8 protein-coding genes, 1 pseudogene and 1 riboswitch are annotated in these 14,292 nt (G+C 66.4%); of the genes and pseudogenes, 4 read left to right on the forward strand and 5 right to left on the reverse strand.

The genetic code is table 11. The annotated features are described in order from the left end of the window. Positions 1-234: 234 nt before the first annotated feature. From metK to D577_RS0111150, 4 genes are all read left to right on the forward strand, one after another. Positions 235-1,404, forward strand: a complete 1,170-nt coding sequence (gene metK / locus D577_RS0111135; protein WP_018947551.1) for a methionine adenosyltransferase — start codon at positions 235-237, stop codon at positions 1,402-1,404. 32 nt (positions 1,405-1,436) lie between these two features. Continuing rightward, positions 1,437-1,513, forward strand: a riboswitch (S-adenosyl-L-homocysteine riboswitch). A gap of 19 nt (positions 1,514-1,532) precedes the next feature. Then, complete coding sequence (gene ahcY / locus D577_RS0111140) at positions 1,533-2,945, forward strand: adenosylhomocysteinase (RefSeq protein WP_026289028.1); 1,413 nt, start codon at positions 1,533-1,535, stop codon at positions 2,943-2,945. A gap of 94 nt (positions 2,946-3,039) precedes the next feature. Further along, positions 3,040-3,894 (forward strand): methylenetetrahydrofolate reductase [NAD(P)H], encoded by an 855-nt coding sequence (metF, locus tag D577_RS0111145; protein ID WP_018947553.1) that lies wholly within the window; start codon positions 3,040-3,042, stop codon positions 3,892-3,894. A gap of 2 nt (positions 3,895-3,896) precedes the next feature. Beyond that, complete coding sequence (locus D577_RS0111150; RefSeq protein ID WP_018947554.1) at positions 3,897-4,667, forward strand: 16S rRNA (uracil(1498)-N(3))-methyltransferase; 771 nt, start codon at positions 3,897-3,899, stop codon at positions 4,665-4,667. A gap of 2 nt (positions 4,668-4,669) precedes the next feature. On the opposite strand, the gene D577_RS0111155 is transcribed toward D577_RS0111150, so the two are convergent. From D577_RS0111155 to D577_RS0111175, 5 genes and pseudogenes are all read right to left on the reverse strand, one after another. Continuing rightward, positions 4,670-5,203, reverse strand: coding sequence for a hypothetical protein (locus D577_RS0111155; RefSeq protein ID WP_018947555.1), 534 nt, complete (start codon positions 5,201-5,203; stop codon positions 4,670-4,672). A gap of 25 nt (positions 5,204-5,228) precedes the next feature. Continuing rightward, positions 5,229-11,216 (reverse strand): Hpt domain-containing protein, encoded by a 5,988-nt coding sequence (locus D577_RS0111160; protein WP_026289029.1) that lies wholly within the window; start codon positions 11,214-11,216, stop codon positions 5,229-5,231. Positions 11,217-11,276: 60 nt separating this feature from the next. Then, positions 11,277-13,250 (reverse strand): annotated as a pseudogene (locus D577_RS0111165) (methyl-accepting chemotaxis protein); the annotation flags it as partial. A gap of 54 nt (positions 13,251-13,304) precedes the next feature. After that, a complete protein-coding gene (locus D577_RS0111170; protein ID WP_018947557.1) occupies positions 13,305-13,883 on the reverse strand; it encodes a chemotaxis protein CheW in 579 nt (192 codons plus the stop codon). Next, entirely contained in the window at positions 13,880-14,245 is a 366-nt protein-coding gene (locus D577_RS0111175; RefSeq protein ID WP_018947558.1) for a PleD family two-component system response regulator, read from the reverse strand. The genes D577_RS0111170 and D577_RS0111175 overlap by 4 nt, the downstream gene beginning before the upstream one ends. Between the last annotated feature and the right edge of the window lie 47 nt (positions 14,246-14,292).

A 14,292-nucleotide genomic window follows, 5' to 3' on the forward strand; every position in this document is an offset into this window, starting at 1 on the left:
CGGACATGGGACGGACGAGGCCGCACAACCCCAGCAACGGCGGAGCATTTTGGCCACTTTCAAGCAGCGGGGCAAGTCGCGCCCTCGCGCGCCTCGGCGGCCGTCACACGGCATTGGGCGGGAGGCCTTCACGAAGGCTTCACCCGGGGGGGCTTAGAAATTCCCGGCGAGTCGCGTTACACTAGCGGTCGTTTTGCGCAAAACTAAATCGAAACGACAGAAAAGGAACGCTTAATGTCCAACTACATCTTCACCTCGGAATCGGTCTCTGCGGGTCACCCCGACAAGATGGCCGACCTGGTCTCCGACACCATCGTCGACGCCATCATCGAGCAGGATCCGCACGCCCGCATCGCGTGTGAAACCGCCACCAAGACCGGCATGGTGATGCTGCTGGGCGAGATCACCACCGGCGCGCAGATCGATTACGAGCGCCTGGTGCGCGAGACCGTCTGCGAGATCGGCTACGACGATTCCCACAAGGGCTTCGACGGCAACACCTGCGCCGTGCTGAACGTGCTGGGCGAGCAGTCCCAGGACATCGCCATGGGCGTGGACCGCGACGTCTCCGACCGCGCCACCCAGGGCGCCGGTGACCAGGGCCTGATGTTCGGCTACGCCGCGCGCGAAACCGATACCCTGATGCCCGCCCCGATCTTCTACGCCCACAAGATGGTGCGCATCCAGTCCGAGCTGATGAAGAGCGGCAAACTGCCGTGGCTGCGCCCGGACGCCAAGAGCCAGGTCTCCCTGCGCTATGAAGACGGCAAGCCGGCCGGCCTGGACGCGGTCGTGCTGTCCACCCAGCACAGCCCGGAGATCTCCCAGAAGGACCTGCAGGAAGCCATCTATGAAGAGATCTTCAAGAAGGTCCTGCCGGCCGAGTGGCTCAGCCAGGTCTCCGATGACCAGATCCACATCAACCCGACCGGCAAGTTCGAAATCGGCGGCCCGGTGGGCGACGCCGGTCTGACCGGTCGCAAGATCATCGTCGACACCTACGGCGGCATGGCCCGCCACGGTGGCGGTGCGTTCTCCGGCAAGGACCCGTCCAAGGTGGACCGCTCCGCTGCTTACGCCGGCCGCTACGTGGCCAAGAACGTCGTCGCCGCCGGCCTGGCCGACAAGTGCGAGATCCAGGTCTCCTACGCCATCGGCGTGGCCGACCCGACCTCGATCACCATCGACACCTTCGGCACCGGCAAGATCGACGACCGTCGCATCGAGACGCTGGTCCGTGACATCTTCGACCTGCGTCCGTGGGGCCTGGTCCAGATGATGGATCTGCTGCGTCCGATCTACAAGGCGACCGCCGCCTACGGGCACTTCGGCCGCGAAGACGTCGACCTCCCCTGGGAGCGCACCGACAAGGCCGAGGAACTCAAGAAGGCCGCCGGACTCTAAGAGAGTCCATATTACGTAAGCGAAACACCCATCCGGCTGAGGAGCGCTGCAGCGGTTCCACCGTCAGGCTCAGCCGGATGTTCCCTGAAGTACACGGCGCTCATCCAGACCAACGGAGAAGTAACACCATGAATGCTGTGATGGATGCCAAGAAAACCGGCGATTACGTCGTCAAGGACATCAACCAGGCCGAGTTCGGCCGCAAGGAAATCGCGATCGCCGAGACCGAAATGCCCGGTCTGATGCAGACTCGCGAAGAGTACGCGGCCTCCCAGCCGCTGAAGGGCGCCAAGATCGCCGGCTCCCTGCACATGACCATCCAGACCGCCGTGCTGATCCAGACCCTGGAAGCGCTGGGTGCCGAGGTCCGCTGGGCCTCCTGCAACATCTACTCCACGCAGGACCACGCTGCCGCGGCCATCGCCGACAACGGCACGCCGGTCTTCGCCGTGAAGGGTGAGACCCTGGAAGAGTACTGGGACTACTGCCACCGCATCTTCGAATTCGACGGCGGTGCCAACATGATCCTGGACGACGGTGGCGACGCGACCCTGCTGCTGCACATCGGCGCCAAGGCCGAGAAAGACCCCTCCGTGCTGGAAAACCCCGAGCACGAAGAGGAAGTGGCCCTGTTCGCCAAGATCAAGGAACGCCTGGCCGAGCAGCCCACCTGGTACTCGGACATGCTGTCCAAGATCCACGGCGTGACCGAAGAGACCACCACCGGCGTGCACCGTCTGTACCAGATGGCGAAGACCGGCGAGCTGGCCTTCCCCGCCATCAACGTCAACGACTCGGTCACCAAGTCCAAGTTCGACAACCTGTACGGCTGCCGCGAGTCCACCGTGGACTCCATCAAGCGCGCCACCGACGTGATGATCGCGGGCAAGATCTCCGTGGTCGCCGGCTACGGTGACGTCGGCAAGGGTGCCGCCCAGTCGCTGCGTGGTCTCGGCTCCACCGTGTGGGTCACCGAGATCGACCCGATCTGCGCCCTGCAGGCCGCGATGGAAGGCTTCCGCGTCGTCACCATGGACGAAGCCGCCGACAAGGCCGACATCTTCATCACCGCCACGGGCAACAAGGACGTGATCACCGAAGATCACATGACCCGGATGAAGGACCAGGCCATCGTCTGCAACATCGGCCACTTCGACTCCGAGATCGACGTCGCCTCGATGCGCAAGTACGAGTGGGACAACATCAAGCCGCAGGTTGACCACATCATCCTGCCGAACGGCAACCGCATCCTGATGCTGGCCGAAGGCCGTCTGGTGAACCTGGGCTGCGGCACGGGCCACCCGTCCTTCGTGATGTCCAACTCGTTCACCAACCAGACGCTGGCGCAGATCGAGCTCTGGAACAAGGGCTCGGAGTACGACAAGCAGGTCTACATCCTGCCGAAGCATCTGGACGAGAAGGTCGCGAACCTGCACCTGAAGAAGCTGGGCGCGAACCTGACGCGCCTGACCGACGACCAGGCCAAGTACCTGGGCATGTCGGTGGATGGTCCGTTCAAGCCGGAACACTACCGCTACTGATCGGCCAGCCTCACATTAGTCAACTGACTGTGTGACAGCCCGGGCGGGCCGCATACTCGTGCGGTCCGCCTTCTTTTTGTCTGGAGGACAAGCAATGAGCAATCAGGAACGCGTCTTCAGCGTTGAATTCTTCCCGCCCAAGGACGAGGCCGGCGCCGACCGTCTGGCCAAGGCCCGCAAACGTCTGGGCGCCCTCAAGCCCGAGTTCTACTCGGTGACCTTCGGCGCCGGCGGTTCGACCCGCGACCGCACTCTCGAGACGGTCAAGGACATCATCAACAACGACGGCATCCCGGCGGCCCCGCACGTCTCCTGCATTTCGTCCACCAAGGACGAACTGCGCGACCTGCTGAACGCCTATCGGGACATTGGTGTGGACCGCATCGTGGCCCTGCGTGGCGACCTGCCGTCCGGTACCAAGCATTCCGGTGGCGATTTCCGCTACGCATCGGAGCTGGTGGAGTTCGTGCGTGCCGAATTCGGTAACCAGTTCAAGATCGAGGTGGCGGCCTATCCGGAGTTCCATCCGCAGGCCCCCAGCGCCGAGAAGGATCTGGACAACTTCAAGACCAAGGTGGATGCCGGCGCCGACACCGCCATCACCCAGTATTTCTACAACGTCGACGCCTATGTCGCGTTCATGGAACGGGTGCAAGCGATGGGGATCACCATCCCGATCATTCCGGGAATCATGCCGATCACCAACTACACCCAGATCGTGCGCTTCTCCGAGATGTGCGGTGCCGAAATCCCGCGCTACATCCGCAAGCGGATGGAGGCGTATGGCGACGACAAGGACTCGATCCGCAAGTTCGGCATCGAGCAGGCCACCCGCCTGACCGACGATCTGCTGGAAAAGGGCGCCCCCGGCATCCACTTCTATTCGATGAACCAGGCCGGCCCGACCGAACAGATCTGGAAAGACCTGGACCTCGACAGCCGTCGCTGACCATGCGCTGCCCCCGTCTGCTGATCGAGAACGCCGATCTGGCGGCGGGGCTGCGTTTGCCGGCCCCGGAGGATCGACTGCATTACGCCACCCGGGTTCTCCGGCTGAAGGACGGCGCCGCGTGCCGTCTGTTTGACGGCCGCGGCAATGAATTCGACGCCCGCCTGGAGACCGCCGGTCGCCGGGCGGGCGTTTTTCATCTGGGGGAACGCGCCGCCGAACCGACCACCCCGCGCTTCCCGATCACCCTTCTCCAGGGCATCGCGCGTGGCGATCACATGGATCTTGCGCTGCAGAAGGCCGTGGAACTGGGCGTTTCGCGTATCCGGCCGGTTCTGTGCGAGCGCAGCCGTTCGGCTGGTGGTCACAAGGGCCTGGACCGGCGCCAGAGTCACTGGCAGGGCGTCATTGCGGCGGCTGCGGAGCAGTGCGGACGGAACGAACTGCCGGTGCTGGAGTCCGTCGGCCAGCCGGACGCAGTGCTGCGACGGGACGGTCCCGGTTCCACCGCCAGCCTCGCATTGCTCGCGGATGAAACCGGCGCGCCACTGTCGCGGATCGTGGAATCCCGCCAGTCCGTGGCGACGGAGAACGCCAGCGTCTTCGTGGGCCCGGAAGGCGGCCTGACCGATGCCGAGCGCACCCTCGCTCGCGACCACGGGTTCCACCCTGTACGCACCGGCCCGCGAACGCTGCGCACCGAGACGGCCGCCATCGCGATTCTGACGCTGGTGCAATGGCGCTTCGGTGACCTGGAGCCACCCGGCGAGTAGCCTCAGTCTGCCGGAGCCGGGCGTGTTTCCGAAGTCCCGGACGAGCGGGCGGTCCTGCCCGTACCGGGAAGCTCCCGGAGCCGGGCCTCGACGGTATCCAGGCGCAGCAGGTGCGTGGTCACGCCCGATGCCTTGACCCGCCACGACCACGGTGTGGTCTCCACCCCTTCCAGAGCGAAGATGTTCTGCGGCGTGACACGCACCGGGTGCGGTGTCCCCCTGACCTCCAGCGCGTAGTACGGGAGGGACTCCGGCTCGTCCGCGCCCTGCAGAACGAGAAGACGGGTGAACCGGCGATGATCCTCGCCGGTGTCGCGCGCCGGATCCAGCAGATGATTCACGTTGATCACCGGAATCTGCAGTTCCTTCCAGAGCAGGGGGGCCGCAAGCCATGGCCGTTCGGCCGAAACCGCGTCTTCCTCCAGGCTCGAACCCGGCCGGGTGGTGACCTCCAGCAAGGCGCTGCGCGGCAGCAGGATTGAGCCCGCCTCCAGCTGCACGATCACTGCTTCAACGCGACCTTCGCTCTCGCTCATCGTTCTCCTCCGCCCCCGACAGGCCTCATGCCGGAGTGCCCTCCAGCTGATGCTCGATCTCGCTGAGCAGGTCGTTCTCGAGGTACGGCTTGCCGAGATAACCGTTCACACCCAGCCGCATGGCTCGCTCGCGGTGCTTGGAACCGCTGCGCGAGGTGATCATGATGATGGGCACCGCGTGAAATTCCGGATGCTCCCGCACGTGGGCAGCGAATTCGAACCCGTCCATACGCGGCATCTCCACGTCCAGCAGGATCAGATGCGGCCGGCGCTCGTCCAGGAGCGTCACCGCATCGAGGCCGTCGCGCGCGGTCACTACCTCGTAGCCCCTGCGGGTCAACAGACGCGCGGTCACCTTGCGAATGGTGATCGAGTCGTCGACCACCATGATGCGCGTCGCGGCGCTTTCGGGCTCGACGGCCTCGGCCTCGGCGGCGGTCGCCACGGTTGCGAACCGCATAAGCATGCTCAGATCCAGGATCAGCATCACCGAGCCGTCACCCTGCAGCGTGGCCCCGGCCACACCGGGGATCCGGCTCAGCACCGGACCGACCGACTTGACCACCACCTCCTGGCTGCCCGCCAGGCCATCCACGCGCAGCGCGACCTTCTGCTCGTCCGCACGTACCAGCAGCAGCGGGAAAGGCTCCTCCGGCAGCGGGTGAACCCCGGCCTGGGTCTCGATGCCAAGGATCTCGCCCAGTGAATGCAGCGCGTATTCCTGGCCCACATAGCTGTAGGTCGGCGCCGCGCCGGAGTCGTCGATCTCCTCGCGCCGCGCGCGTACCACGCCCTCCACCGAGGCCATCGGAACCGCAAAGGTCTCCTCCCCGACCTGCACCAATAACGACTGGCTGATCGCCAGCGTGAACGGGAGCCGCAAAGTAAACCGCGATCCGGAACCCGGGATGGAATCGATGTCCAGCGTTCCGCCGAGCTGCTTGACCTCCGCGTTGACCACATCCATGCCCACACCGCGCCCGGCCACATGGTTCACCGAGGCGGCGGTCGAGAATCCGGACTGCAGGATCAGCTGCAGGGCCTGATTGTCGCTCAGTTCCGCCTCCGGCGTGATGACTCCGCGGTCGATGGCCTTGGCCCGCACGACCTCGGCATCGATGCCGCCACCATCATCGGCAACCTCCATCCGGATCTCGCTGCCGGCCTGCTCCAGGCTTACCGTGATGTGGCCTTCCCGCGGCTTTCCACGTTCTTCCCGTTCGTCGGGCGTTTCGATGCCGTGCGCCACCGCATTGCGCAGCAAGTGTTCCAGCGGGGCCACCAGGCGCTCCAGCAGGGCACGGTCGAGCTCGGAATCCTGGCCGACGAAATCCACCCGGACCTCGCGCTGCATGTCGTCGGCCGCCGCGCGCACCACGCGCCGCAGGCGTGGCGCCATGCGCGCGAACCGGACCATGCGCTGCCGCATCAACTGGTCCTGCAGCTCGGTACCCACGCGTTTTTCCTGCACCAGCACGCCGCCGGCGGTCCGGAGCTCGTCGTCCACCTCCTGCTTCAGGCTGTCGAGGTCGCTCACACTCTCCGCCAGCGCGCGCGAAAGTTGCTGAATCCCGGAGTAGCGATCCATCTCCAGCGGATCGAAATCCACCTGCTCCTCGCCGGTTTCCTGTTCCACCCGGAACAGCACCTGCGCCTCGGTTTCGATCTCGAGCTTGCGCAGCTGTTCGCGCACCCGCGTGATGGTCCGGTCCAGCTCCTCGACCTGGTTTTCTACCCGACCCACCGTCTGCTCGAAACGCCGGTGGAAGGTCGCCAGTTCGCCGGCATTGTTGACCAGGCTGTCGAGCACTTCGGCGTCCATCCGCACCTGGTCCTGCAGCTTGCGGCTACCCGTTTCGGCATCTGCGGCCCGGGTTGCGGCCTCCCCGTCCGCCGGCGCCTCGCTCGGCTCGGCTTCGGCGGTCTCCTCCCCGGTCTGCTCCGCGCCGTCACCATCGGCTTCTTCTTCCAGCGTCCAGCGCCTCAGGACCGCCAGTTCTCGGCTTTCGTTTTCATCCGTCTGCCACGGTCCGACGCCGCGTTCGACCAGACCCTGAACTTCCACCAGGGCCTTCTCCGCCGCGTCGAAGAACGACGGACGGGGATCCTGGCCCGCTTCGGTCTCGATCCCCAGGGTGGTTTCCAGAGCGTGGGCAATCGCGCCCACCACCGTGAACCCCGCCATCCGGGCGCTTCCCTTCAGGGTGTGCACCTCGCGCTGGAAGGCTTCCTGGTCCGGGCCGGGCCGGCCGCCGGCCTCGCGCCAGGCCGCCAGGGTATGGAACGCCTGCTCGAGAATGTCATGGGCCTCCTCGATGAAGACCTCGCCGAACTCCGGATCAATCTCGTCTTCCGCCGGGTGGGAGGCCGCATCGACGGGCTCCGGCTCCGGCTCCGGCTCCGGCTCCGGCTCCGGCTCCGGCTCCGGCTCCGGCTCCGGCTCCGGCTCTGGCTCTGGCTCTGGCTCTGGCTCTGGCTCTGGCTCTGGCTCTGGCTCCGGCTCTGGCTCCGGCTCCGGCTCCGGCTCCGGCTCTGGCTCCGGCTCCGGCTCCGGCTCCGGCTCCGGCTCCGGCTCCGGCTCTGGCTCCGGCTCCGGCTCTGGCTCCGGCTCCGGCTCCGGCTCCGGCTCCGGCTCCGGCTCCGGCTCCGGCTCTGGCTCTGGCTCTGGCTCTGGCTCTGGCTCTGGCTCTGGCTCTGGCTCCGGCTCTGGCTCCGGCTCTGGCTCCGGCTCCGGCTCCGGTTCGAGCTCGGTCTCCGGTTTGAGGTCGCCCGTAACCTCGGCGAGCGCCTCGGCTTCCAGCCCCCCGGACGGCCGATTCCAGCGGTCCTGGGCTTCGGCGAACAGGCCCTCGACCTCGTTCACCCATTCCGGCGGCGTCTCGAGCCGAGCTACCGGAGGTGGCACCGGCGATTCGACCACCGCACCAAGGTGGTCGGCCACTCGACGCAGCAGCTCAATGCCCTGCGGGCCCAGCGGTTCCTCCATCTCGCGATGCAGGTGCACCAGGTTTTCGAACGGACGACACACCGAATGCGCGGTCGAGACGCCCGCGGTGCGCGCGCTGCCGTGCAGGGTATGCAGGGCCCGCTCCAGCGCATAGCTCGGCGGGCGCGGCGGGCCAGCCTCCGCTTCCTCCAGCCACGACCGAACCGTGTCCAGATGACTGAGGGCCTCGGCCGAGAAGACCTCCCACAGCTGCGGGTCGATCGCCGACTCCTCCGCCGGTGCCTCGTCCTCGTCCGCCGGGACGTCAAGTACATGACCTTCTTCCTGGTCCGTCGCCGCCCATTCCTTGCCAGAGCCCGGCTCCGGGGCGGATGCATCGCCCTCCGGGAGCGGAGACTCGAGTTCGATCAGCGAGTCGTGCTCGAGCCCGCCTTCGAGCTCGGGCTCGGGCTCGGGCTCGGGCTCGGGCTCGGGCTCGTCGGGAGCATCCAGGGCATCCATGCTGCGCGCCAGGGCCGCAAGATCGTCCTCGGCGCCTGCCGGAGGGGCCGCCGGGGCCGGCTCTGCGTCCGTAGCGGTCGCGGCGGGCTCGCCGGCGGCCAGGGCGTCCAGGCGCAGTACAATATCGAGGACCGGCGTTTCCGGTCCCTTCTGGTCACGCACCTCCGCCACCAGTCCGGGGAGCACCGACACCGCATCGCCCACGGCGGAGAGCGTGTCTCCATCCGCCTGATCGGTGCCTTCGAGCAGCCGGTTGAGGAAGGATTCCACCACCCAGGCGAACTCGCCAAGCCGCAACGCTCCCGCGAGGCGGCCGGAGCCCTTCAGCGTGTGGAAGGAACGACGCACGATGGAAAGCGTATCCATGTCGCCCGGTGCCGAACGCCAGATCGGGTACTGCTCGTCCAGGCTCTGGATTTCTTCCTCGGCCTCTTCCAGGAAGATGTCGAGGATCTCCCCGTCCGCCTCCGGCCCGAGTACCTGCTCCTGGAGGACGGCCTCGTCGAACGTCAGGCCACCGGGGCGTTCCGCGAGCGAGAGACCGACCGGCGCCTCCTCCCGCGCGGCGGGCATCTCGAGAGCTGGCTCGGGTTCGGGCTCGGGCTCGGGCTCGGGCTCGGGCTCGGGCTCGGGCTCGGGCTCGCCGGCAGGTTCCTCGCTCGCCCCCTCTTCAGCCAGCTCGGAACTGAATAATGCGGCTTCGGCATCCGGTTCCGACCGCGGCGCCGGCACAATGGCCTCTTCCGGGAGTTCGGGATCCGGTACGGCATCTCCTGCGGCCAGTTCCGGCGCGCTGTCCGACGCCTCTGGAACATCGAGTTCCGGTATCGGGGCCGGCTCCCCGTCAGCCGACTCCGGCCGTTCGGGCTCGGCGGGTTCCGCCATGGGGGATTCCCGAACCGGGGCGGTGTCGTCGGATGCCCTCAGGCGTTGCAGGGCACTGCGACCGCGTTCATGGACACTGTCGAGTTCGCGCCAGGGCTGGCCGGAGGATTCCAGCGCGACCTCGATCGAACTGAGCACCTCCGCCAGTGCATCCACGGCATCCGGTGCCAGATCCGCCGCGGTCATCCCCTCGCGGTCATCGAGGAAACGCAGCAGCGGATCAATAAGCGAATGCAGGCTGCGGAACCCCCCCATGGAAAGCGCGCCGCGTGTGCGATGCAGGGCATCACGCGCCTCGTCGAGGCTGCTGGCACGGGCGTCGCCCGACAGAAAACCCATGAGGTTTTCCCGAACCCGGCGCACCTCCACCAGCGATTCGCGGTACAGCGCCTCCGCCAGCTTCCGGTCGTAGGCCGCCTCGCCGCTGGCGGTCTCGCGTTCGCCTTCCAGGCCGGATTCGACGATGGACTCCAGCGCGAGCAGATGCTGGGCCAGCTCCATCTCCAGACGTTCGTCGTGGTGGGCCAGACGCGTGGGTTCCAGACATTCGTCCAGGGCCCGGGTGTGATGCTCGCCCTGTTCCAGCCCCAGCATGCGCATGGTGGCACCGATCCGCCGAACCTGTTCGCGCAATGGTTCGAGATCGCCCGCCTCGCGGGTCGCGGAACGAATCAGCACGTCCAGGCGTTCGCGGACCTCTCCGAGATCATCCTCCAGGGCCGCACGCAGCTTGTCGAAGACTTCGCGCCCCAGACCGCTGGATGCGTCCTCGTCCCGGGCATTCAGGTCATCGAGGTGAAAGACCTCGCGCACCGCGCGCGTCTGTTCGGTATCTGCCTCGGCCCGTGCCACGTGGAACAGGAGGGTCTTGATGGTGTCGACGGGGGCTTCGTAATCGAGGTCGTCGGCCTGGCCACCCTCACGCAGCTGATTGGACAGCGCATTGAGGTAGCGGCCCAGTTCGCGATCGACCCGCCCCACCAGACGCCGGATGTCGTTGTTGAGCTCGACCCCGCCGCGCGCCAGCCCCTCCAGCAGGGCACCGGCCACCCAGAACAGACGCCGGAAATCACCGGCCGGGACCGCCCGCACGACCTCGCGCGAGACCTCGTGCAACCGCTCCGCGGCCGACGCCGCATCCACGCCCTTCACCAGTCCCAGCAGATCCCGCTGAAAACTGCGCCGGGCCTGCTGCAGGGTCCGCAGGCGTTCGGCCGGCGACAGCCCTTCTTCCGGCTCACCCATGCGCGAATCATCGACGTCGTCGAAGTCGGGCATCAGTTCGGCGACGTCCATCAGCATGCTCGCTCCACGAACGCTGCGGAGTTCGTTGAGCAGCGGGAGCAGCACCATCGGAGACGGCAGGTCGGCGGCATCGCCGTGTTCGAGGTAGTCGGGGAGCTGCAGAGCGGCGCGCAACAATGCCTCGGTGGTCGCGGCCGATGCGGACTCGCCGCTGCGCAGATGCTCCAGCACTGCGAGCATCTCGTCGCACACCTTCACGACGCTTTCGACCTGCACCATCACGAGCGTCCCGCGAATCTGCCGGACACGCTCGTGGGCCCGGTCCAGCGATTCCACGCTGGTCGGGTCGTCGGAGTATTGGCGCAGGGCTTCCTGGACTTCGCCGAACAGCGCGTCCAGCTCGTCCCGTACCCAGTTCAGTGCACTGGCAACCATTGCGTGGCCCGGCCGTTAACCCTGCGTTCCGGAACGACCTGCGCCGTCCTGATCCGAAGCCGGCAGTTTGAAGTCCGCAACCGAGGACTGCAGTTGCTGCGACAGCTGGGCCAGGTCGTCGATGGAGGCCGCCGTGGTGTGCGTGCTTTCGGTGGTTTCAGTGGTGATCTCACGGATCTGCGCCATGATGGACGTGACGTTCTTCGCCATTTCCGCCTGCTGATGGGCCGAGGAGGAAATGCCGTCGATCAGGCCGGCGAGATCGTTGGAAACCTGCTCGATCTCGGACAGGGCCTCACCCGCCGCCTGGGCCATCTCGGCCCCGGACACCACGTTGGCCGTACTCTGTTCCATCGAGCTGACGGCCTCGCTGGTATCGGCCTGGATCGCCTTGACCAGCCCTTCGATCTGGCGCGTCGCACTACTGGAACGTTCTGCCAGACGCTGGACCTCATCCGCCACCACGGCAAATCCGCGTCCGGCCTCGCCGGCCGCAGAGGCCTGGATCGCTGCGTTCAGGGCCAGCACGTTGGTCTGTTCGGCGATATCGTTGATCAGGCCGATGATGTCGCCGATTTCCTGCGAGGATTCGCCGAGGCGCTTGATCCGTTTCGCCGTCTCCTGGATCTGTTCGCGGATCGAATCCATGCCCTCGATGGAACGGCGCACGGTGGCCGCCCCGCGCGAGGCAATATCCACGGAATTTCGTGCCACCCCCGCGGACTGCCCCGCGTCCGAGGCCACCTTGTCGACCGACTGCGCCATCTCGTCGATCGCGTCGTTCGCCTGCTGGATCTCCTGGGTCTGCTGCTCGGCCTTTTCGGCCAGCCCCAGTACCTGGGCGCGGCTGTTCGCGGCCGAGTCATTGATATCGTCCGCCACACTATTGATGGTGGCGACCAGCGTACGCAGGTTCTCGATCGCGAAGTTCATCGAGTCCGCGATCGCGCCGGTGAAGTCCTCGGTCACCGTCGCGTTGACCGTGAGGTCCCCGTCGGCGAGGTTCATCATTTCATCGAGCAGACGCAGGATGGCCTGCTGGTTACGCTCGTTCTGCGCCTCGGTTTCCGCCAGTTCGCGACGGGTGTCGCGATACAGGAACAGGCCCAGCGCAAGCAGGAACACCAGTGACAGGAGACCGAAGGCGAAACCGGCCAGGGCAATGAAGCCGGCCTGGTCCGCCCTTTCCGTCAGAGCGGTCTCCAGATCGCCCGTCGCCTCCAGCATGTCACCGGAGCCGGCTTCCACGTCCGCCGCCGCGGCGTTCACCTCGAAGACCCGAGAAGACGTTTCGAGCACGCCCTCGACCGCCTCGCTGAAGGCGATAAACAGGGTTCCGATCTCGTCGAGCATGGCCTGGGTTTCGGCATCATCCACGGCCTCGATGCCCAGCGGCGCGAAGCCTTCGATCAGTCCGTCCAGCACCCGCCCGAACAGGGTGGCGTCCCGTTCAAAACGTTCGATCGCGGTCGCGGCACGGGCACCGCCCTGCAGCACCTCGTTCAGACTGTTGCCGATCCGCTGGATCAGCATGGTCTGGCGCGCGGCCACGTAGATCTGGTCGGGGTCCTCGCCAATCTCCGACATGCGCCGCACCACGCTGTCGGACAGCCGGGCCAGCTCGGGGGAGAACTCGTTCACGGCTTCGGAGAATTCGGTGACTTCCTCGATGGCATCACGGCCATGGAGGATCGTGTTCACGTTGTCGCGATAACCGCTCCACTCGCCCTGAACCTGTTCCAGGTCGGCTTGCAGGTCGTCCGGCAGCGGCCCCAGGCCTTCGCCACCGTCGCGCAGTTCCTCGAGGTTGCGGTCAAACGCATCGCGGAGTTCGCCGATCTGTTCGAAGGCGCGCTCGGAACCGGCCGCGGCCTCCAGCGAGCCGGTGGCCAGCCGCTGGGACAGCAGACGCATGTCGTTCGCCAGCGCGATCCGGTCGCGGTACTGGCTCTGCTCGTATTCGTGCAGGGTGAACGCGACGCCCGTCCCGATCAGAGAGACTACCAGCAGCCCCCCGAGCAGGAGGTTGCGCATACGACGACTCAATCCCATAAAGCGTTGACTCCCTGTGACAGTGATGCCGCCCCGTCAGGAGGCGACCGCCTGCTGTTGACCTTCGGCCGGTTCCGCCGTCTCGAGCCCCGCGAACCGCCCGGTATCGTTCAGTAGCCGATTGAGATCCAGCACGGGGTGGAGCCGGTGGCCCAGATCGAATCCCCCCGTAACAAACGGACGCGCCGCCTCGGGCACGTCCACTTCCAGGCGCCGCTGATGCGGGGCACAGTTACGCATGCCCTCTACCCGACTCACCAGCAGCCCGGCCATGCCCTGCCCCTGCGGGGCCACCACGATGCGCTGGCGCGAGCTGTCACCGGCGAGGGGTTCGCCCAGCAGCAGCCGCCCCAGGTCGAACACCGGCAGTACCAGGCCGCGCAGATTGCCGACCCCCAGCACCATGGGGTCGGCCAGCGGGACATGGGTCAGGGACATGGGATCGGTCACTTCCGAAATCGCTTCCATGTCCACAAGGAAGCGAAACTCGCCCACGGCCAGAAGCACGCCGCGCCAGCCGGATGAAGAATCGCGCTGATACTCCCGGTTCACCCGCCGGCTCTCGCGATCCAGGCTCGCGAGCAGCGCAAACGGAGTGGAAATATCGACCTTCATGCCGAGAGGTATTTCTCGATCGTCTGCAGCAGGGTGTCCTCGGTGACCGGCTTGGTGATGTAGTCCCGCGCCCCCTGGCGCATGGCCCAGACGCGGTCGGTCGCCTGATCCTTGGTACTGACCACCACCACGGGAACATTGGCGGTCTCTTCCTGCTTGGAGAGCTCTCGCGTGGCCTGAAAGCCGTTCAGACCGGGCATCACGACGTCCATCAGGACCAGGTCGGGCACCTGGGCCCGCGCGGTCTCGACACCTTCCTCCCCGCTGGCCGCCGTGGATACCGAATACCCGTTCTTCTCGAGCATCGTGCGCAGGACATGGATCTCGGTCGGGGAGTCGTCAATGATCAGGATACGGGCCATGGCGTTATTCTTTCCTGGGTTGGTGCGCGCGATTTACTCGCGATGAA

The organism is Thioalkalivibrio sp. AKL17 (genome assembly GCF_000377885.1).
Classification (GTDB): domain Bacteria; phylum Pseudomonadota; class Gammaproteobacteria; order Ectothiorhodospirales; family Ectothiorhodospiraceae; genus Thioalkalivibrio; species Thioalkalivibrio halophilus.